Source organism: Kitasatospora sp. NPDC087314, from assembly GCF_044744365.1.
Taxonomy (GTDB): domain Bacteria; phylum Actinomycetota; class Actinomycetes; order Streptomycetales; family Streptomycetaceae; genus Kitasatospora.
On the sequence record NZ_JBIUYE010000013.1, the window covers coordinates 254,837 to 275,302 of the forward strand.

Here is a 20,466-nt window from a genome sequence, read left to right on the forward strand (position 1 = left end):
TCGTGTTCACCTGCATAGGCCACCACGGGCGTTCGGCCGTGCGCGGTCCGATTCGGCGCCAACTCATCTCTACATTCCTGTAGTTCTGCGCCAATGCTCCGCATGGCAGCAGTCAGGGGAACCGGGTGAGGCCACCTTCTTGTAGCGGCCCTTCGCCGGCGGGACACTCGGCTCAGCCGGTTGACATGCACCCGGCCAGCGTTCGGCCGCCGACCCGCGCCAGCGCGCGCCCCTTCCCGGCGGCTCCCCCCTCAGGCCCCAATCCCCCACTTCAGGAGCCGAGTTGAAGACACGACGGATCACCCCGACCCACACCCGCCGCACCGCACTCGCCGCTGCGGGCGTCACCGCCCTCACCGCCGCGCTGATCCTCCCGCAGGTCTCCGCGCAGGCCGCCCCGTCCGGGGCGGCCGTGCCGCGGACGTTCTCCACCACCTCCGCCGCCACGGCACGGCTCGCGAGCGACCTCACCGGGCAGCTCGGCGACAGCGGCAGCGCGGGCGCCTACGTCGACACCGACGGCAGGCTCGTCGTCAACGTCCTGGACGCGGCGGCCGGCGAGCGCGTCCGGCAGACGGGCGCGCAGCCGCGCACCGTCCGCCACTCGATGGCGGAACTGCTCGGCGCGCAGCAGGAGTTGCAGCGCACCGCGACCATACCGGGCACCGCCTGGTCGATCGACCCGCGCACCGACCAGGTGGCGGTCACGGCGGACCCCACCGTGACCGGCGCGGACCTGGAGCGACTGACGGCGGCGGTCGCGGCCCTCGGTGACACCGCCCGGCTGAACCGGTCGGCCGACCGCTTCAAGCCCCTCATCGCGGGCGGCGACGCGATCTGGGCCAGCGGCGCCCGCTGCTCGCTCGGCTTCAACGTCGTCAAGAACGGCCAGCCGTACTTCCTGACCGCGGGCCACTGCGGCGTGGCCTTCCGCAGCTGGTCGGACTCCCAGGGCGGCGGCCAGATCGGCTCGGTGACCAGCGCCACCTTCCCCGGGAACGACTACGCGCTGGTCAAGTACACCAGCGCCGTCGGGCACCCGAGCGCCGTCGACCTGTACGACGGCACCACGCAGTCGATCAGCGGCGCCGCCCAGGCGTTCGTCGGCCAGTCGGTCCAGCGCAGCGGATCCACCACCGGCGTCTACGGCGGCACCGTGACCGGCCTGAACGCCACCGTGAACTACCAGGAGGGCTCGGTCCGCGGGCTGATCGACACCGACGTCTGCGCCGAGCCCGGCGACAGCGGCGGTGCGCTGTTCTCCGGCGACCAGGCCGTCGGCCTGACCTCGGGCGGCAGCGGCGACTGCACCAGCGGCGGGGAGACCTTCTTCCAGCCGGTCACCGCCGCGCTGAGCCACTTCGGCGCGACGATCGGCTAGAAGCGGACCGGCCCCAGCCAGGCACGGACCGCCGATCCGGCCTGACCATCAGCGGTCAGGCCGGATCGGCCAGGTGCGAGCTCAGCCACCCGAGCGAGGGCGGGATCAGCCGGTTCCAGGTGGTGAAGTTGTGGCCGCCGGCATCGACGGTGGCCTGCGCGACGGTCAGCGGGGGGCGCGCGGCGGCGGCGAAGGCCTTCGAGTCGGCGTAGGTGCTGCCGTCCTCCTTGCTGTCGGCGAGCAGCACCGCCACCGCGGGGGCGGGCAGGTGGGCGAGCCGCCAGTTGAGGTCCGCCTCGTCGCGGCGCTGCTGGCTGCCGCCGAAGAGGTCACCCGTGGTGATGTCCTCCGCCGCCTTGAAGTAGCCGGACAGTGACACCACCGCCGAGTAGACCTGCGGGTGCACCATGCCGAGCTTCAACGCGCAGTAGCCGCCGGTGGAGTCGCCGATCGCCCCGAGGCTGTTCGGCCCGGTCGAGACCCGGTACGAGGCCCGGATGTCCTGCGGCACATCGGTGGTGAAGTACGTCTGCGCCTGCGGGCCGTTCGGGATGTCCTCGCACTCGCTGTCCCGGGGCATCGACGGGGAGGGCCGCATCAGCACCAGGACGGCCGGTTTCATCGTCCCGGTCCGGATGAGATCGAGCTCGGTGGCCGGGTAGCGCAGCTTGGTGACCAGGTTCGTGGCGTCTCCGGGAAAACCCGTCATGACGATGACGGCAGGGAAGCGCCGGCCCTCGAACCCCGGCTGGAAGTACTGCGGCGGCAGGTAGACGTACCCGTCCGTGGACAGGCCGGTGCTCGGGCCGGGGATGCGGACCCGGTCGATCCGGCCGATCCGGGCCGGATCGCGGCTCGCCGACCCCGCGCCGGTGATCTCGGCCGTCCCGAGCACCTGCACGCCGGGCGCCGGCCCGACCGGGGCTCCGGAAGCGCCCGGGGTGCCGGAAGCGCCCGCGCCCGGCGTGGCCGGCCCGCCCTGGATCACGGCCCGGCCGTGGTTGTGGCCCAGCAGGTCCGCCCAGCTGCTGTAGAACACGAAGTAGTCGTTGACGGCGAGCCCGAGGGCGACCAGCAGGGCGAGCTGGGTGACGGCGATGGTGCCGAGCCGCAGGAACATCGCGGGCCAGCTGCGGACGGCCAGCCGGGGCCAGACCCAGATCGTGCCGAGCACCGTGAACACCGCGAGCAGCCCCGCGAGCGCCAACAGCTTGTGACTGGTGAGTCCCATCCGTCCCGGCCTCCCCTACCACTGTGGACCACCGGCCGGGGCCGGCGCGCCCCGTACCCAGGGTAGCCATCAAGGGGCGGAGCGTCCTTCCCGCCGGTCGGCGAGGGCCTGCCAGACCTGGTCGCGCAGGAACGGCGGGTCGGTGAAGCGGACGCCGGTGGCGTCGCGCAGGGCGTTGGCGAAGGCGGGGGCGACCGGGTTGAACGGGCTCTCGCTCATCGACTTGGCGCCGAGCGGGCCGATCGCGTCCGAGGTGGTCGAGAAGTGCACCTCGGTGCGCGGGACGTCGGCGTACGCGGGGAGGCGGTAGCGGCGGAACGCGGCCGTGGTGACCTCGCCCCGGTCGTCCAGCAGCACCCGTTCGAACAGCGTCGCGCCGAGCGCTTGGGCGACGCCGCCCTCGACCTGCCCGCGGCACTGCATCGGGTTCATCACCCGCCCGGCGTCGGCGCCGTGCACGCTGCGCAGGATCCGGATCTCCCCGGTGTCCGGGTCGACGGCGAGGCGGAACCACTGCGAGTTGAACGCCACCGAGCGCGCCGAGCCGCCCCAGTGCCCGGTGCCCGCGAGGTCGACGCCGCGTTCGCGCGCCGCCGCGTACAGCTCCTTCAGCGGGACGATCCGCCCATCGCAGTCGACGGCCTCGGCGCCGAGCCGGACCAGGCTGCGCGGGGCCCGCGCGTACTCGGCGGCGAAGGCGGTCAGCCGCTCGGCGAGCGCGTTCGCGGCCCGCATCACCGCCTTGCCCGCGACCACCGTGCCCGCCGAGCCGAAGGCGCCGGTGTCGTGCCGGACCACGTCGGTGTCGGACTGGCGGATCGCGATCCGGTCGACGGTCGTGCCGAGTGCGCCCGCGGTGATCTGCTGGTGCACGGTGGTCGTCCCGTTGCCGAACTCGGCCGTGCCGACGGCGACGTCGTAGCCGCCGTCCTCCAGCAGGGCGACGGTGGCGTCGGCGAAGTGGCCGCCCGGCGGGCCGGTGGCGATCATCGCCATCGCGAAGCCCTGCCCGACCAGCCAGCCCTCGGGGGCGTCCGCCGCGCTGCGGTCGTTCGCGAGCGCGTCGCGGACCACCTGGAGGCACTGGTCGAGGCCGTAGCTGGCGATGTGCAGGTCCTCCTCCTCGCCGCCGGGGCTGAGCATGTGCTCGCCGGGGCCGATGACGTTGCGCTCCCGGAACTCCAGCGGGTCGATCCCCAGTCGGCGGGCCAGTTCGTCCATCGCCGACTCCACCGCGAAGGTGACCTGACCGAGCCCGTAGCCCCGAAAGGCCCCGGCGGGCACGGAGTTGGTGTACACCGAGTACGCGTCGACCCGCTTGTGCGACACCCGGTAGACGCCCATCGACTCGCCGACGCTGTGGAGCATCACCGCCGGGCCGTGGTTGCCGTACGCACCGGCGTTCGACACCACCCGGAACCGCAGCGCCGTGAGCGTGCCGTCCGCCTTCGCACCCGCCGTGACGGTGATCGTGAACGGGTGCCGGGTGGTGGCGCCGTAGAACTGCTCGGCCCGGGTGAACTCCAGCTTCACCGGCCGGTGCAGCCGCAGCGCCGCCAGCACCGCGATGTCTTCGGTCAGCACCTCCTGCTTGCCGCCGAACCCGCCGCCGACCCGGCCCGCCACCACCCGGACCTCCTCCTCCGGCAGGTCGTACAGGGCGCAGAGCGCGCGCCGGGTCAGGAACGGCACCTGGGTGCTGGAGCGCACCACCAGCCGCTCGCCGGCGCCGTCCTCGCGCTCCTCGAAGGAGACGACGCAACCGTGCGTCTCCAGGCTGGCGTGCTGCACCCGCTGGGTCCGGAAGGTCTCCTGGTACACCGCGTCGGCCTCGGCGAGGCCCTGCTCCACACTGCCGATCTCGCCGTGCACCTCGCCGCACACGTTGCTCTCCGGCCGGGCGATCCGGGCCTCCGGCCCCTTGGGGTGCAGCACCGGCGCGCCGGGCGCCATCGCCTCCTCCGGGTCCAGTACGTACGGGAGCCGCTCGTACTCCACGGCGGTCCGGCGGCAGCCCTCCTCGGCGGCGGCCTCGCGGTCGGCGACCACCGCGGCGACCCGCTGGCCGACGAAGCGGACCACGTCGTCCAGCACCCGGGTGTCGGCCGGGTCCTCGGTCGGGTGCTCGTGCCGGGCCGAGGAGTACAGCCGCTCGGGCGCGTCGTGGTGGGTGAACACCGCGTGCACGCCGGGCACGCGCAGGGCGGCCGAGGTGTCGATGGCGACGATCCGGGCGTGCGGGTGCGGGGAGCGCGGCAGCTTCATGTGCAGCAGCCCGGGCACCTCCACGTCGAAGGTGTAGCGGGCGGTGCCGGTGACCACCTGCGGCCCGGCGGGCGCGCCCAGGTTGCGGCCGACGGCGTGGCCGGGGTCGGGCTCCTCGGTGTGCCGGACGCCGCGGATCGCGTCCTCGATCGCCCGGCCGGAATCGTTCCTTCGGTACGGCGATTGAAGCCGCGGCGGCGGGCCGGGCGCGAGTGGGTCCGCACACCAGCCACCACCGCCCCGACCTGGTCGATCGTCCAGCGGCGGGGTCGGCTCACTCACCCGGTGCCCGCGTCCTGCCCTCGCCCGTCCGCGTCGCGCCCGCGCCGACTTCGACAAGCGTGTCGAAGTCGGCTTGGGGGCGGGGCTATGCTGTCCCGAGATCCGAGACCGAGCCCCCCTTGCCCCGTCGACGAACGCACCGGCACGGTGCGCCCGACCGGAAGGAGGCGAGACAGATGGACAGCAGCAGTCCGGGCCGCACCCGCCCCCACCTCCGCTCCCGCATGCCCCGGTCCGCCTCCGGCAGACGGTGAACACACCCGTCACCCAGGCGTTCTGACGTCGCGTCAGTTCCGTCGGCCCTGCCGCCACCGCCGTCCGCGTCCCCTTCACCCACCCCGGCGCCCCCGCCGAGGAAGAGGTACCCCATGACGACGTCCCGGCCCTACCCGCGCCCCGCCGAGGCCGCGGTGCTGCTCACCGTCCTCGCCCTCCTCATCGCCGAGGAGCTCGCCCTCGGCCTGGCCGAGGAGGAGGACCGCCCGGTCATCAACGCCATCCTGATCGGGGCCTCCGGCTCCGGCCTGCTGGCGGTCGGCGCGGTCCTCCTCGGCCGCTGGCTCGACACCCGCCGCCCGCTCCCGTTACCCCCGCCCGGCCCCAACGGCCGCGAGTACAGCGCCCACGCCCTGGCGGACTTCCCGATGGACGCCGTCCGCCCGCTCCTCCTCGCCCACCAGGCACCGCAGTTGGGCCAACTGTACTCCGCCTGGATGCTCGCCCGGGCCGGCCGCCCGGCCCCGTGGATCGCCCGCCGACTCGCCGTCCCCCTCGACGCCGCCCACCTCCTCGTCGACGCCGCCCGCGCCCGCACCACCACCCGACCGGGCCACCAGGCCGGCGACTGACACGGCGCCGGCCCCGGCACCGCGCGCTGCGGTGCCGGGGCCGGTGATCGTGCGGACGGTCAGCTCTCGCGGGCCGAGGCGTCGTCGATCAGGAACGCGGTGGTCGGGGTCGTACCGGCCTCGTGGGAGACGAGCTTGAGGCCGATGGTGGTGCCCCAGCCGACCTGTCCGATGATCGGACTGAGGTCCACCGACTGGTACTGGTAGCCGCTGGTCGGGTGCTGGCCGGTCCAGGTCTTCACCGTACCGATCGGCTGCCCGGTGTACTGGTTGATCGCCACCAGCGACAGCGTGTCGGGCGCGGTGGCGGAGGTGTTGGTCGACTCGACGTCCAGCCAGAAGGAGAAGCTCGCCGACCCGTAGCCCGGGTAGGTGTTCAGGTAGGTGGTGATGGAGTCGTCCGTCCCGGCGTCCTGGCCGAGCCAGGCGTACCAGGTGCCCGAGTGCGCCGCGTGCAGGCTCGACGGGGTGATGACGTTGTAACCCGACGGACTCCAGGAGTCCGTCATCACCGTGTGGTTGACGTTCGCCGAACCGTTCTCGAAGCCGGGGTTCGTGAGCTGCTCGATCGCACCGCAGCCCGGCTGACCGGTGGCGCTGACGTTCTCCCAGAAGCCGGTGGAGGCGGTCTTACCCGCGCCGTCCGTCGCCGTCACGGTGATCCGCTGGTAGCCGTTGGTCGCGGCGGCGGTGCCGGAGATCACCCCGCTGTGCGCGTCGATGGCCAGGCCCTGCGGCAGCCCGTTGGCGCCGTAGATGAGGGCCGAACCGCTGCTGGACACGCCCACCGCCGGGATCGACATCGGCCGCGCGGCCGTGTCCACCCGGTCGCACATCGTGCTCAGGGAGACCGGCGGACTGGCCACCACCGGGTCGGAACCCACGCACAGGTGGTCGGTGTTGGACCACAGGGTCTGCAACGGGAAGCTGCCCGTCGACAGGTTCTCGAAGAACAGCCCGCCGTTGGCGCCGTACGGGATCCAGGCGCACTTGTCGCCGATCTCCTGACCGGTGGCGTCGGTCCAACCGCCCGGGGTGTTCGGGTCGGTCACCGTCTCCGCGTACTCGTGGCCGCCGATGATCCCGTAGCCGTCCAGCCGGCCGCGCGGGGTGTTCTCGTTGAACCAGTTGGTGCCGCAGCCGGCCACGTCCGTCAGGTACGGCATGTTGGTGTAGGCGAGTTGGCCGTACGGCGAGCGCTGGAAGTCGTGCCAGGCGCAGTAGCCCAGTTCCTTCCACTTGTCCGGATCGGTGCCCTGCGGCGAGTCGATGACGTACTGGACGTTGCGGTTCTGCGCCTCGGTCAGGTTGCCGAAGTGCTTGGCGGCGGCCAGCGCCTCGGCCCCGATCTGCGGCTCGGTCGCGGCCTGCGGCGCGGGGGCGGCGTTGTCCACCCAGACACCCGCGAGCACGCTCCCCGCCTGCGGGTACGGGATGTGCGCGGACCCGGCCGGGCACTGGATGCTGCCGGCGGAGATGCCCTCGCAGTACTGGGTCAGGACGGCGCTCCAGTTGTCACCGGCGCTGCCGAGACCCTTGAAGAAGTCCTGCTGGTACGGGGCGGCCTGGTCCGGGTCGCCGGACGCCACGGTGTCGCCGGTCGAGTTCGTCGAGGAGGTGCCCCACTGGGAGCCCCACAGGACCAGGTAGACCTTGGGCGCGCCGATCACCACGCCGGTCGACTCCTGGCCGCCCTTGTAGGTGACCTGGAGGTCGTACTCGTTGGCGACCGAGCCGTCGCCGTCCTTGCCGGTGCCCGGGTCGGCACCGTCCACCAGCTGGGGGGTCTTCCCAGCGCCGGTGTTCGCGCCGGCGGCCGGCCCCGTCCTGGCGGCCTTGGCCCGGTGCGGGCCGGACTTCTGCGGGGTGGTGACGGTCTTCGGGGTGCCCGGCTGGACGGCCACGGTGGCGGTCTCCGGCGCATGGGGGTCGGCCACGGCGGACAGCGGACTGCTGAGCGCGGCGCCGGCCAGGGCGGCGGCGAGCGCCACCAGGGCGGTCCGTCGGCCGCGTTGGAACAGGCGGGATCGGAATCTGATCACGGGTCGGGTTCCGTCTCTCGTGACGTGGGGGAGGGATGCGCGTTGCGGCACGCACACGGAGCTGACTGATCGTCAACAGTGCTGTGGCGGGAGGACGGGGAGCCTGATCTCACCCCGGACCACTGTGCAATGCGCCATATGATATTTCACAGACCGTCGCACACAAGGCCCCGTGCGCGACGCGCGACAGCGCCACCCGCCCGCCGGCACGCCGCGCAGCCACACCCCGGCACCCCACCGCGCCCACGCCCGCCCAGCCCGATCGCCCCCGAACCGGCGCGGCCACCCCCGGCCCGCCAACTCCACGACCGGGCCGGGATTTTAACGGCTCCTTACCCGCTTCAACCCCGCCTTGGGACTCCGGCCGCCGGGGGCGCCGTCACACCCGCCGGCCGGCGCCCGCCTGCGCCAGCAGGAACGGCACCAGGCCGCGCTCCGCCAGCGCCGACCGCCAGGCGTCCCGCGCCAGCCCCAGCTCCCCCACGACGACCTCCCCGCCGGCCTCCGCGGACCGCGACCGCGACGCCGCCCCGAGCAGCCCCAGCCCGCCCACCAGCAGACTCACCGCCGCCACCCCGGCCGCCACCCACCCGGCGCCGACCAGCGCGTGCCCCAGCACGTCCCCGTCCTCCGCCAGCCCCAGTACGTACCCCAGCAGCAGGAAGATCGCGGCCGCCACCCCGGCGATGATCGGCACGATCACCCCGACCACGCCCCACCACCCCGACACCCGCTCCCGCCCCGGCTCGTCCACCGGCAACCGCGCCACCGCGTCCTGGTCCGCCCGCACGGCCACGTACCGCTCGTACTCCGGCGCGGCCGCCGCCAGCACGAACTCCGCGTTCTCCCGCGCGCACCGCCGCAACCGCTCCACCCCCCGCCCCTCGTCCCCCGCCGCCCGCAACGCCGCCAGCACTCGCGGCCCGGCCAGCGCCCTACCCAACTCCGTCTCGAAGTCGGCCCGATCCTGCTGCGGCAGTCGAAGCGGCCTGTCCATCAGATGCCCCCGTTCACTCTTCACCCAGTTCTACAGAACTGTAGAACATGAGAGCGTGCAGGAGCAGCCCCGTTCACCTGTGGGATCGGGAGGTCAGGGGGGTGCCCCGGGCCACGGCCCGGGCCGGCGGGGGCGCGTCAGGAGACGGTGAGCAGTACCCGCTGGGCGTCCGAGGAGGCGGGCGGGGTGGCGCCGAGGTTGGCGACCGTGGCGATCAGCACGGCGTCGGCGCCCGGGATCCAGTTGACCGTCTTGGACTGGACGATGAGTTGGCGCGTCTGCTGCGCGCCGTCGCAGATCACGTCCGCCTCGGCCGTCCGGCTGGAACCGAAGGCGACGCTGGAGGAGTCCTCCGGGTCCCGCTGCTCCACCGAGACGGTGAGCGACCGGGACTCGCCGGCGACCCCGCAGAGGTAGCCGACGTTCACCCGGACCCGGCCGGGGACCCTCGGGTCGATCCGGACCTCACCGAGGGCGATGGCCGTGACGGGCGCCGAGGCCGTTTCCGGGGCCGGGCCGGGATCCGGGCCGGGATCGGCGGCCAGGGCGGGCGCCGTGAGGCCGCTGAGGACCGAAGTGAGAGCCGTCGCTATGATCCACCGCTGCACTGCCGACCTCCCGGAACTGCGGACGTGTTGCGGCCGACGCTAACCGCCCCGCCGGTGGCCCGCGCGCCGAGCAGTCCACCCGTCGCACGGACGGCCCGGCCCGGCGCCGCCAACGGCCCAACGACCCGACGGCCGCCTCGCCAATCGGCCCGTCGAGCTCCAGGTGATCACACCGGCGGAACAGGCCCCGCATGATCGTTCCCCAACCGCGCCTGGCCCCGCCCGAACGTGAAGGGGCCCGCACCCGAAGGGGCCCGTCGCGCAACCGGCGCGGCGGGCCCCGAAGGAGCGGATTACCGGCGGCCGGCAGCCAGCTCGGCGTCCTCGTTCTCGTCCTCGCCCTGGTCGTCGCCCCAGCCGTCGCTGCGGTCGCGGTAGAGGGTGAAGCGGTCGAACAGGACCGGGGTCGGGAAGGGGTTGGCGGCGGTCGCGGAGGGCGAGTGGTAGTAGCTGACCGTGATGGTGGTGCGGCCGCCGGGGACGTGGCCCGGGTCGACGTCGAAGACCGCGACGCCGTACGGGAAGTCGGTGTCGGGGTCGGTGACCGCGGACCAGTGGGCCTTCTCCTTGGCGTCCGGGTCGGCCTTGAAGGTGAGCCGCTGGGTGCGGACGGAGGCCTCGCGGACGCCGTCCGCGTCGGCCGGCAGGTAGACGTCGTCGTGCCCGGCGGTGCCGCCGCCACCGAGGATCAGGTGGACGGTGCCCTGCGAGGTGTCGATCTGCCGCAGGTCGTCGTCGGCGACGGCCGGGGTGAGCAGCCCGCCCGGTTCGGTGCCGCGGACGGGGTGGGTGCGCTCGTAGTCGTGGTCGTGGCCGGCCAGGACGAGGTCCACGGAGTAGCGGTCGAGCAGCGGCAGCAGCTTCTCCCGGACACCCATGTCACCGCCGTGACTGGCGGCGGAGGAGGACATCGCGAACTGGTGCAGGTTGACGACGATCCAGTCGACCTCGCCACCCTGCCGGGCATGCGACAACGTGCGCTCCAGCCAACGGAGCTGGGCCCCCTCGCTGTAGTCGTTGAGGTAGATCGACCGGCCGGTGGCCGGGTCGAGGCTGGCGTCGTCCTCGACCGCGATCTCGTTGCCGTCCAGGCTCACGAAGAGCACCGAACCGACCTGGAAGCCGTACCAGTTGCCGCAGTAGTCGCGCGTCCCGTTGTCGGGCAGCTCGAAGCGGGTCAGGTAGGAGGCATACCCGAGGTCCCCGCCGCCGGCCTCGACCTCGTGGTTGCCGGGCGCGGGCATCCACGGGCGGTGGGCGGCCGACGTGGCGAGGTTGTTCAGGAAGGCGTTCCAACACTGCGGCTGGAGCTGCGGGTTGTTGTTGGCGTACGCGAGGTCGCCGTTGAGCAGGTGGAACAGCGGCGCGAACTGCTCCACCTGGCGGACGGCGGCGGCACCGTGGATCGAGGACTTGCTGAACACGTTGTCGCCGGTGCCCAGGTCGCCGAAGCTGGTGAAGCGGAACGCGGCCCGGCCGCGCGCGGGCGCGGTGCGGAAGGTGCCGCGCACCGCGTCGGCGCCGTCGTGCAGCACCTCGTACACGTACGTGGTGTCCGGCCGCAGGCCGTCCAGGCGGACGTGGTGGGTGTACGTCTCGACCTTGTTGAGCCCGTCGACGTAGCTGCGCGTCGCGGCGTCCACGGTGTGCCCGGCGCCACCGCGCGGGGTGCCGACCCGGACCCGGGGACGGCGCACACTGCCCGCTGTCGCCCAGGAGACCGTCATCTCCCGGGACGGCTCGTTGCCCCACTGCAGGTGGATCTGCTCCGGGCCGGGGGTGCCGGCCAGCGCCGGCTGCGTCCACAACAGGGTGGACGCGGGCAGTGCGGCGAGCGCGCCAGCCGCCGTACCCGTCCGAAGGACCGTTCTACGCGAAGGATGTGCCGAAGGATGTGCCACTGCCGCCTCCTGGGCTCAGAGAAACGCCCTGGAGAGTCCCAGCCGGACCGGACGGCCGAGCCACGGGCGAAAGTGCGTTCGGCGAACGGAAGTTGAACGCTGGCCCACCCTGGGCGAGGCGATCACACTGACCCGGACGGATTACCGAACCCTGACGCTCCGCCCACCTGCACCCGTACCGGGCCCGGGCGCGGCTAGCGTCGGCGACATGGAGATTCTGGTCACCGGCGGCGCCGGGTTCATCGGGTCGGCCGTGGTCCGCGCGCTGGTCGCGGCCGGGCACGGGGTACGGGTGCTGGACGCGCTGCTGCCCGCCGTCCACCCCTCCGGTCGGGCTCCCGACCTGCCCGCCGGCGTCGTCTTCCGGCACGGGGACGTCCGCGACGCCGAGGCCGTACGGCGGGCGCTCACCGGGGTGGACGCGGTCTGCCACCAGGCCGCGATGGTCGGCCTCGGGCTCGACCTCGACGACGCCCCCGCCTACGCCGGCTGCAACGACCTCGGCACCGCCGTCCTGCTCGCCGCCATGGCCCGCACCGGCGTCCGCCGACTCGCCCTGGCCGGCTCGATGGTGGTGTACGGGGAGGGCCGCTACCGCTGCCCGGCGCACGGCGACGTCGCCCCGGGCCCGCGCCGCCCGGCCGACCTGGACACCGGCCGCTTCGAGCCACCCTGCCCGGTGTGCGGCCACGCCCTGAGCCCCCACCTGGTCACCGAGGACGCCCCGGCCGATCCGCGCAACGTGTACGCGGCCACCAAACTCGCCCAGGAGCACCTGGCGTCCGCCTGGGCCCGCGCCTGCCAGGGCACCGTCCTGACGCTCCGCTACCACAACGTGTACGGCCCGGGCATGCCGCGCGACACCCCGTACGCGGGGGTCGCCTCGCTGTTCCGCTCGGCGCTGGCCCGGGGCGAGGCCCCCCGGGTGTTCGAGGACGGCGGCCAGCGCCGCGACTTCGTCCACGTCGAGGACGTCGCCGCCGCCAACCTGGCCGCCCTGACCGCCCTCGACGCCTGCCCGCCGGGCGGCTCCCGCGCCTACAACGTGGGCAGCGGCGAGGTCCGGACGGTCGGCGAGATGGCCGAGGCGCTGGCGGGGGCGTACGGCGGCCCGGCGCCACTGGTGACCGGCGAGTACCGGCTCGGCGACGTCCGGCACGTCACCGCCGACTCCTCCCGGCTGCGCGCCGAACTCGGCTGGCGCCCGCGGGTGCCGTTCCACACCGGGATGGCCGAGTTCGCCGCCGTTCCGATGCGGGTCGGGCACCACGACTGATGCCCCGTCCGATCTGGCCGGAACTCCCCGGTGGAGAGCGGAGGATGGGGTTAGCCTGTCGATATGGTTGCAGACTACAAGGAAGAAGTGGCCGTGAACGACCAGGAATTCGTCAGCACACCCGCCCTGATCCTCCGGTCCCTCTCCGCCGACCCCGGCCGACCGGCCGTCATCACCCCCGACGGCGTCGAGATCACCGCCGGCGACTTCGCCGCCGCGAGCTACCGTCTCGCCCACGAGCTCGTCGCCCGGGGCGTCACCCGCGGGGACACCGTCACCCTGCTCACCGGCAACACCGCCGAGGCGCTGAGCGCCCGCTACGCGGCGGGCCTCGCAGGTGCGCGGGTGGTCAACCTGTACGAGGGCATGAGCACCCCGGTCCTGGCCGAGATCGTGGCGAGCGTCGACACCACCGTTCTCCTCGTGGACGCCGAACGGTTCGCGGGAGCCGCCGAGTTGCTGCCCCTGATCGACGTGCCGACGGTCCTCCGCCTCGGCCCCGGCCCGGCGGCCGTCGGCGAGGACGTGATCGCCGCCTCCGCGCACCGCCCCGCCGAACCGCCCGCCGTCCGGATCGGCCCGGACGACGACCTCGGCATCCGCCACACCGGCGGCACCACCGGAATCCCGAAGGGCATCGTCAGCCGGCACGGCACCTACCGCGGCGTCTTCGACGTCCCGTTCGGCCGCGGCGGCAGCACCGACGAGCCGCCCCGCTTCCTCGCCGCCACCTCGCTCGCCCACCTCGCCGGGATCTACTCCGACCTGACGCTCCACCACGGCGGCACGGTGGTCCTCCAGCGCACCTTCGACCCCGGCGAGGTCCTGGCCGCCGTCGAGCGCGAGCGGATCACCGCCCTCTGGGTACTGCCACCGCTGCTCTACCAGCTGCTCGACCACCCGGCGATCGGCCGCACCGACCTGTCCAGCCTGCGGCAGATCTGGTACGGGGGCTGCGCCGCCTCACCGACCCGGATCCGGGAGGCGCTCAAGGTGTTCGGGCCGGTCCTGGTGGGCGTCTACGGGATGTCCGAGGCCCAGCTCATCTCCCTCCTCGGCCCGGAGGAGCACGACCGGATCGCCCAGGGCGGCCAGGTCCCGGTCGGCCGCCCCTTCCCGGGTGTCGAGGTGGAGATCCGCGCCGAGGACGGCACCGCGCTGCCCGCCGGAGAACAGGGCGCGGTCCACATCCGCTCGGCCGGCCTCATGGCCGGCTACTGGAAGCGGCCCGACCTGACCGCCGAGGTGCTGCGCGACGGCTGGCTGCACACCGGCGACGTCGGCCACCTCGACGCGGACGGCTACCTCTACCTGTCCGACCGGGTCAAGGACCTGATCATCGTGGTCGGCGGGCACGTCTACCCCTCCGAGGTGGAGGACCTGCTCCTCACCCACCCGGCGATCGCCCGCTGCGCGGTCTTCGGCGTGCGCGACGCGCAGGAGGCGGAGCACGTCCACGTCGCCGTCGTTCCCGCTCCGGGGCAGCAGCCCGAGCTGGCGGACATCCAGGCGTTCGTCACGGCCCGCAAGGGACGGATCTACGCGCCGGAGGCCCTGCACCTGGTGGCCGAGATCCCGCTGACGTCGGTCGGCAAGCCGGACAAGAAGCGGCTGCGCGCGGCCGTGGCCGAGTAGGCCGGACACACCACACCCGGAGCCGGCGGCTTCCTCAACCTCAAGCCCTAGCGGGCCTCGGCCCGAGGCGCCGGCAGGGTGATCTCGAAGCAGCAGCCCCCGTCGACGTTGTGCACCCGGGCCCGCCCGGCGTGCGCCTCGACGATGCCGCGCACGATGGCCAGGCCGAGCCCGGCGCCGCTCTCCCCCGGCTCGCCGGCCACCCGGCCGTCGTCGCGGCGCGGGGTGCGGGCGACGCCGCCGCGCCAGCCGGTCTCGAACACCCGGGGCAGGTCCTGGTCCGGAATGCCGCCGCAGCCGTCGGTCACCGACAGCACCACCTCGTCTGCCTCCCGCCGGGCGGCCACCGCCACCACGCCGTCCTCGGGGGTCGAGCGGATCGCGTTGACCAGCAGGTTGCCGAGCACCCGGGTGATCTCCTGGCTGTCCACCTCCACCGGCTCCGCCGCCACCTGCCGCCCCTCCAGCCGGACGCCACGCCGCCTGGCCAGCGGGTACGCCCCGGCCAACGCGTCGTCCACCAGGTCGTACACCGACACCCGGGTGAGCGAGAGGGAGAGCGCCCCGGCCTGGATCCGGGAGAGCTCGAACAGGTCGTCCACCATCCCGGTCAGCCGCTCGACCTCGGCGCGGATCCGCACCAGGTAGCGCTCGGGCTCCTCGGCGACTCCGTCCTCCAGCGCCTCGGCCATCGCCCGCAGGCCGGCCAACGGGGTGCGCAGGTCGTGCGAGATCCACGCGATCAGCTCCCGGCGGGAGTGTTCCAGGGCCTGCTCGCGCGCCCTGGACTCCGCCAGCCTGGCGCTGGTGGCGGCCAACTCCTCGCTCAGCGACGCCAGTTCGGCGCCGAGCGGGTGGACCGGCGCGGTGAACCCGGCGTCGCTGCCGACCGTCCGGGCCGCCTCGGCCAGCGCCCGGCTGCCGGCCACCACCTGGCGGCCGAGCAGCGCGGCGGTGACCAGCGAGACGACCGCGGCCATGCCGAGCACCGTGATGACCACGCCGAGGTCGTGGGTGGACAGGAACATCGCCTGCGCCACCGCGAACGTCCCGGAGGTCACCGCGAGGACGGTCACGGCCGCCACGCAGAACAGCGACAGGGCGACCGAGCGGCGGCGCAGCAGCCGGATCGCCACCCAGCCGAGCAGGCCCGCCCCGCCCGCGCCGAGGGCGGCGAACAGGGCGATCAGCAACAGGTCCTTCACGCCGCACCGCCCTGCGGGCGGGCCGGGTCGTAGCGGTAGCCGACGCCCCAGACGGTGCTGATCAGGGCAGGCGCGGCCGGGTCGTCCTCGATCTTCTCGCGCAGCCGCCGCACGTGGACGGTGACGGTGGAGAGATCGCCGAAGTCCCAGCCCCAGACGCGCTGCATCAGGTCCTGCCGGGAGAACACCGTGCCGGGATGCCGGAGCAGGAATGCCAGCAGGTCGAATTCCCTGAGGGTGAGGGCGAGTTCACGCGCGCCCCGGTGGGCCCGGCGGGCCTTCGGGTCGAGCGTGACGTCCCCCGAGCGCAGCGCCCCGCCGGCCTCCGCCGTGCCGTCCACCGCGCCGCCCGCCATCGTGGCCGCTCCGGCCCGGGCGCGGCGCAGCACCGACTGCACCCGCAGCACCAGCTCGCGCGGGCTGAACGGCTTGGTGACGTAGTCGTCCGCACCCAGCTCCAGGCCGAGGATCCGGTCCGCCTCGTCGCCCCTGGCGGTGAGCAGCACCACCGGCAGCGCGGCGCCCTCGGCGGAGGCCCGCAGCCGGCGCAGCACCTCCAGGCCGTCCAGGCCGGGCAGCATGAGGTCCAGGACCAGCAGGTCGGGGCGGGTGCGCTCGGCGAGGTCGAGTCCGCGCGCGCCGTCGGCGGCCCGGTCCACGTGGTACCCGGCGCGGGCGAGGTAGCCGGCGACGACCTCGGAGACGGTCGGGTCGTCGTCGACCACCAGGATGTGCGGGGTGTCGTTCACCTCGCCGAGGATAAGAGGTCGTGGCGGCGGGTGCGGGCCGGACGGGCGCGCGTTCGAGTTCCGTAACATCCGCCGGGCCTGCTCCGCCGGACCGTGATCCGCCGGACGGGTCAGCCGCCGCGACGTCCGACTTCCGTAAGGCTGCGTCGCCACCGCAGGCCGCCCGGCCGCGGTTAGCGTGGCCCGCGTGACCTCACCCACCTCCACCGTTGCAGCCGTCGACGTCGTGCTGCCCTGCCTCGACGAGGCCGCCGCGCTGCCCTGGGTACTGGGGCGGATCCCGGACGGCTGGCGGGCGATCGTCGTCGACAACGGCTCCCGGGACGGCTCCGCCGACCTCGCCCGCTCCCTGGGCGCGACCGTGGTCGAGGAGCCCCGGCGCGGGTTCGGCGCCGCCTGCCACGCCGGGCTGCGCGCCGCCACCGCCGACCTGGTCTGCTTCCTGGACTGCGACGGCTCCCTCGACCCCGCCCAACTCCCCCGGGTCACCGGCCCGGTGCTGACCGGCGCCGCCGACCTGGTGCTCGGACGCCGCCGCCCGGCCACCGCCGGGGCCTGGCCGCTGCACGCCCGCCTCGCCAACACCGTCCTGGCCCGCCGGCTGCGCGCCCGCACCGGCGCGGCCCTGCACGACCTCGGCCCGATGCGGGCCGCCCGCCGGGAGCACCTGCTGGCCCTGGGCCTCGGCGACCGGCGCTCCGGCTACCCGCTGGAGATGGTGCTGGCGGCCTCGGCCGCCGGTCTGCGGATCGCCGAGACGCCCGTCGACTACCTGCCGCGCGCGGGCCGCTCCAAGGTCACCGGCACCCTGCGCGGCACCCGCCAGGCCGTCCGCGACATGCGGACCGTGCTGGCCGCGCCCCCGCCGACCCTGCTGGTGATCGCCAAGGCGCCCGTCCCCGGCCGGGTGAAGACCCGGCTCACCCCGCCCTGCACGCCCGAACAGGCCGCCGCCCTGGCCGCGGCCGCCCTCGCCGACACCCTGCACACCCTGGGCGCGATGCCGGCCGGGCGCCGCCTGCTCGTCCTGGAGGGCGAGCCGGCCGGTCGGCCGCCCGCCGACTGGGAGGTCGTCGCGCAGAGCGGCGGCGGGCTGGACGAACGGCTGGCCGCCGCCTTCGCCCACGCGGCCCGGGTGGCCCCGGACGCGCCGGCGCTGCTGGTCGGGATGGACACCCCGCAGCTGAGCGCCGCCGCCCTGGCCGAACCGCTGTCGGCCGCCCGGCGGGCGGGCGTGGACGCCTGGTACGGCCCGGCGGCGGACGGCGGCTTCTGGGCCCTGGGCCTGGCCCGGCCGACGGCCGACCTGGCCGCGCGCCTGTTGCACGGAGTACCGATGTCCACCCCGGGAACCGGCGCGGCCCTGCTCGAACGCCTCACCGCAGCGAACTTGACGACCCGTCAGCTTCCATCGCTCATTGACGTGGACACCATCGAGGACGCCCACCGAGTCGCCGCCGAGGCGCCGGGCAGCCGCTTCGCCGCACGACTGAGGCACCTCGACCTCAGCCCGGAGGTGGCGAGTTGACGATCACCGCACCCCGGGTCGGCGACCCCCGCCCGGCCTCCGGTTGGGGGGACCGGGATCCCTATGCCGAGGCCGTCCGCACCGGGCACGGCCCGCTCTGGCTGCGCCACGAGGACGGCCGCCGGCATCGGCTGGACATCGAACGCTGGTGCGGCCCGGCGGCCGGCGCGGACCACAGCCTGCTGCTGCGCTGCACCCACCTGGCCGCGCCCGTCCTCGACCTCGGCTGCGGCCCCGGACGGCTGGTCGCCGCGCTGGTCGCGCTCGGCGTCCCGGCCCTGGGAGTCGACGTGACCGGGGCGGCCGTCGCCCGCACGGTCGGGCTGGGCGGCCCGGCGCTCTGCCGCTCGGTCTTCGACCGGCTGCCCGCCGAAGGCCGCTGGGGCGCCGCGCTGCTCGCCGACGGCAACCTCGGCATCGGCGGCGACCCGGACGCACTGCTCCGGCGGGGCGCCGAACTCATCGCGCCGGACGGGCTGTTGCTGGTCGAGGTGGAGCCGGTGGAGGTGGACGAGCGGGTCACCGTCCAGGTCGAGGGCCCGGACGGCCGGCTCGGGGCGCGCTTCCCCTGGGCCCGGCTCGGTACGGCCGCCGCCCTGCGGCGGGCCCGCGCCGCCGCCGGACTGGTCGAGGCGGAGCGCTGGACCTCGCACGGCCGCCACTTCCTCGCGATGCGCAAGCGGTGAAGCACCAGCGGTGAAGCACCAGCAGCGAAGCACCAACGGTGCGGCACCCGCAGCGATGCGCACCAGGTGAGGCGCGAGCGCCCAGGAGCCCGCGGCGAGGCCCAGGCGAGACCCACCAGCCCAGGCACGGAATGAAGTTGGCGCCGGGGTCCAAGGAGCCTTGCAGGATGCCGATCGTGCACCACGCGTGCGGCTGTCGCCCAACCGCCTCTTGGCCCCACGGTCAGGGGTGCCCCGGCGGCACCCTTAGAGGCGTCCCGGCCGAGCCTGCCACATGCCCCGGGCTGCGACAAGACGTCCGGCCCACCCCCTACTCCGGGCCCATCGACCGCCACTGCGGGTGCTCGCGCTCGGCCCACCGGCGATCCACCCACCCGGTCCGCATCCCGAGCCGCGCCTCCGGGTCCCGCCAGGCCATCCGGACGTGCCCGACCACCACCACGGCGATGCCGGCGGCCAGCCAGTCGTGCACGAAGGTCGCCCCGACCCGCCAGGCGGGCGGGGTGAGGCCGGTCAGCCACATGAGCAGCCCGGTGCCGACGATCACCAGCATCGTCCCGAGCGTCCACTGCGCGTACAGCTTCTGCCCGGCGTTGAACTTGCCCGCCGGCCGGCCCGTCGATCTCGTCCGGATCGCGCGCAGCCACTGCCGGTCCGCCGGGGTGAAGCGGCTCAGCCGGGCGGCGTCCGCCCGCAGCGCCCGCGAGGCGAGCCCGAGCAGCAGCGGTACGGGCAGCGCCAGGCCGCACCACACGTGCACCGTCACCACCAGCGGCCGGTCGCCGACCAGTTCGGCGAGCGGGGCGAGGTAGAGGCAGGCGGCCGTGGCCAGGCAGACGCCCATCAGCACGGCGGTCGTCCGGTGCACCCAGCGCTCGGCGAGGGTGAAGCGGTGGCGGAGTTCAGCTCGTCGGCGCATCGCCACGTCCGTTCGACCGGCCGACCCAGGCGTCGACGTCGTACCCGTTGCGCTCCCAGTAGCCCGGCTCCACCGAGCCGGTCACGGTGATCCCGGAGAGCCACTTGGCGGACTTGTAGAAGTACATCGGCGCGACGTACAGCCGCACCGGGCCGCCATGGGTGTGGGAGATCGGGTCGTCCTGCATCCTGAGCGCGACCAGCACGTCATCGCGCCGGGCCTGGTCGAGGGTGAGGCTCTCGGTGTACTCGCCGTCGAAGCAACTGAACCGGACGGCCGTGGCGCCCGGCCGCACCCCGGCAGCATCCAGCAGATGGGCGAGCGGCACCCCCTCGAACGGGGTGTTCGGCACCCGCCATCCGGTGACGCACTGCACGTCCCGCACCAGCCGCCGCTGCGGCATCGCCTGCAGGTCCGCCAGGCGGTGCGTCGTCGGGCGGTCCACCAGGCCGTCCACCGTGAGCGTGTAGCTGTTCGCATCCCGCGCCGGGACCGAGGAGACCACCGAGTAGTACCGGAACCCGTTGTTCCCCGGCAGCAGCCCGCTCAGCCCGCTCGGATCCCGCTCGGCCAGCCCCGACTCGACCCGCTGCAGGTACGGCCCGGCCGCGACCCCGACCGCGCCGAGCCCGAGCAGCCCGAGCACCACCCGCCGCCCCACCGGCGTGCCCCGGCCCTCTTCGTCTGTTCCGTCCACACCCCGATTGCACCAGCCCGGAGCCGGGAGGACGAGGCCCGGCCCCGATACGTCAGCCTTTCGTCATCTCTCCGGCGTCGTCCCTCGCGCCCGGGCAGCACCGGATCGCGTTCCGGTCACGGTCGTCGGAACATCCCACCCGAGCACGGCCCGCGCCCACTAGGGTGCGACACGTCCCCGCCGCTACGCCCCCTCGGCCGACCCGACAGCCGAGGC

Annotated in this window: 16 protein-coding genes and 1 pseudogene; 7 read left to right on the forward strand and 10 right to left on the reverse strand. The window is 74.3% G+C overall.

The features are described from left to right. The first annotated feature begins 283 nt into the window (after positions 1–283). A complete protein-coding gene (locus ACIO5E_RS27885) occupies positions 284–1,381 on the forward strand; it encodes a S1 family peptidase (protein ID WP_400672851.1) in 1,098 nt (365 codons plus the stop codon). A gap of 55 nt (positions 1,382–1,436) precedes the next feature. Here the strand turns inward: ACIO5E_RS27885 and ACIO5E_RS27890 are convergent, their stop codons facing one another. Together ACIO5E_RS27890 and ACIO5E_RS27895 are read right to left on the reverse strand one after the other, a co-directional pair. Beyond that, positions 1,437–2,612 carry an alpha/beta hydrolase gene (locus tag ACIO5E_RS27890; RefSeq protein ID WP_400672853.1) on the reverse strand — a complete coding sequence of 392 codons (1,176 nt, stop codon included), beginning with the start codon at positions 2,610–2,612 and terminating at the stop codon, positions 1,437–1,439. Positions 2,613–2,681: 69 nt separating this feature from the next. After that, positions 2,682–5,159: a xanthine dehydrogenase family protein molybdopterin-binding subunit gene (locus tag ACIO5E_RS27895; RefSeq protein WP_400672856.1), complete on the reverse strand. Its 2,478-nt coding sequence runs from the start codon at positions 5,157–5,159 to the stop codon at positions 2,682–2,684. 368 nt (positions 5,160–5,527) lie between these two features. On the opposite strand from ACIO5E_RS27895, the gene ACIO5E_RS27900 reads away from it, so the two are divergent. Further along, positions 5,528–6,007, forward strand: a complete 480-nt coding sequence (locus ACIO5E_RS27900) for a hypothetical protein (RefSeq protein ID WP_400672858.1) — start codon at positions 5,528–5,530, stop codon at positions 6,005–6,007. Positions 6,008–6,066: 59 nt separating this feature from the next. Here ACIO5E_RS27900 and ACIO5E_RS27905 read toward each other — a convergent pair whose 3' ends face one another. The 4 genes from ACIO5E_RS27905 to ACIO5E_RS27920 form a co-directional block, all read right to left on the reverse strand. Further along, positions 6,067–8,049, reverse strand: coding sequence for an Ig domain-containing protein (locus ACIO5E_RS27905; protein WP_400672860.1), 1,983 nt, complete (start codon positions 8,047–8,049; stop codon positions 6,067–6,069). A 379-nt stretch (positions 8,050–8,428) separates the two neighbouring features. Continuing rightward, positions 8,429–9,046: a hypothetical protein gene (locus tag ACIO5E_RS27910; protein ID WP_400672863.1), complete on the reverse strand. Its 618-nt coding sequence runs from the start codon at positions 9,044–9,046 to the stop codon at positions 8,429–8,431. A 137-nt stretch (positions 9,047–9,183) separates the two neighbouring features. Then, positions 9,184–9,654 carry a hypothetical protein gene (locus ACIO5E_RS27915; protein ID WP_400672865.1) on the reverse strand — a complete coding sequence of 157 codons (471 nt, stop codon included), beginning with the start codon at positions 9,652–9,654 and terminating at the stop codon, positions 9,184–9,186. Between the two features lie 293 nt (positions 9,655–9,947). After that, positions 9,948–11,462 carry a purple acid phosphatase family protein gene (locus ACIO5E_RS27920; protein WP_400672867.1) on the reverse strand — a complete coding sequence of 505 codons (1,515 nt, stop codon included), beginning with the start codon at positions 11,460–11,462 and terminating at the stop codon, positions 9,948–9,950. 301 nt (positions 11,463–11,763) lie between these two features. Between ACIO5E_RS27920 and ACIO5E_RS27925 the strand changes: the two genes are divergently transcribed. Together ACIO5E_RS27925 and ACIO5E_RS27930 are read left to right on the forward strand one after the other, a co-directional pair. Then, positions 11,764–12,831, forward strand: coding sequence for an NAD-dependent epimerase/dehydratase family protein (locus tag ACIO5E_RS27925; protein ID WP_400672870.1), 1,068 nt, complete (start codon positions 11,764–11,766; stop codon positions 12,829–12,831). Between the two features lie 63 nt (positions 12,832–12,894). After that, positions 12,895–14,466: an AMP-binding protein gene (locus ACIO5E_RS27930; protein ID WP_400672872.1), complete on the forward strand. Its 1,572-nt coding sequence runs from the start codon at positions 12,895–12,897 to the stop codon at positions 14,464–14,466. 47 nt (positions 14,467–14,513) lie between these two features. Here the strand turns inward: ACIO5E_RS27930 and ACIO5E_RS27935 are convergent, their stop codons facing one another. Continuing rightward, the gene (locus ACIO5E_RS27935; protein WP_400672874.1) at positions 14,514–15,671 is read right to left on the reverse strand and encodes a sensor histidine kinase; all 1,158 of its coding nucleotides are present in this window, start codon (positions 15,669–15,671) and stop codon (positions 14,514–14,516) included. Beyond that, a complete protein-coding gene (locus ACIO5E_RS27940) occupies positions 15,668–16,402 on the reverse strand; it encodes a response regulator transcription factor (protein WP_400672995.1) in 735 nt (244 codons plus the stop codon). The genes ACIO5E_RS27935 and ACIO5E_RS27940 overlap by 4 nt, the downstream gene beginning before the upstream one ends. Before the next feature lie 205 nt (positions 16,403–16,607). Between ACIO5E_RS27940 and ACIO5E_RS27945 the strand changes: the two are divergent. From ACIO5E_RS27945 to ACIO5E_RS27955, 3 genes and pseudogenes are all read left to right on the forward strand, one after another. Continuing rightward, positions 16,608–17,318: pseudogene (locus ACIO5E_RS27945) on the forward strand (glycosyltransferase family 2 protein); the annotation flags it as partial. A gap of 102 nt (positions 17,319–17,420) precedes the next feature. After that, positions 17,421–17,948 (forward strand): DUF2064 domain-containing protein, encoded by a 528-nt coding sequence (locus ACIO5E_RS27950; RefSeq protein ID WP_400672997.1) that lies wholly within the window; start codon positions 17,421–17,423, stop codon positions 17,946–17,948. Continuing rightward, entirely contained in the window at positions 17,945–18,634 is a 690-nt protein-coding gene (locus tag ACIO5E_RS27955) for an SAM-dependent methyltransferase (RefSeq protein ID WP_400672875.1), read from the forward strand. The genes ACIO5E_RS27950 and ACIO5E_RS27955 overlap by 4 nt, the downstream gene beginning before the upstream one ends. 310 nt (positions 18,635–18,944) lie before the next feature. Here the strand turns inward: ACIO5E_RS27955 and ACIO5E_RS27960 are convergent, their stop codons facing one another. Beyond that, on the reverse strand, positions 18,945–19,553 hold the full coding sequence (locus ACIO5E_RS27960; protein WP_400672877.1) for a cytochrome b/b6 domain-containing protein: 609 nt from the start codon (positions 19,551–19,553) through the stop codon (positions 18,945–18,947). Then, positions 19,537–20,250, reverse strand: coding sequence for a molybdopterin-dependent oxidoreductase (locus ACIO5E_RS27965; protein WP_400672879.1), 714 nt, complete (start codon positions 20,248–20,250; stop codon positions 19,537–19,539). Before ACIO5E_RS27965 ends, ACIO5E_RS27960 begins: the two co-directional genes overlap by 17 nt. Positions 20,251–20,466: the final 216 nt, after the last annotated feature.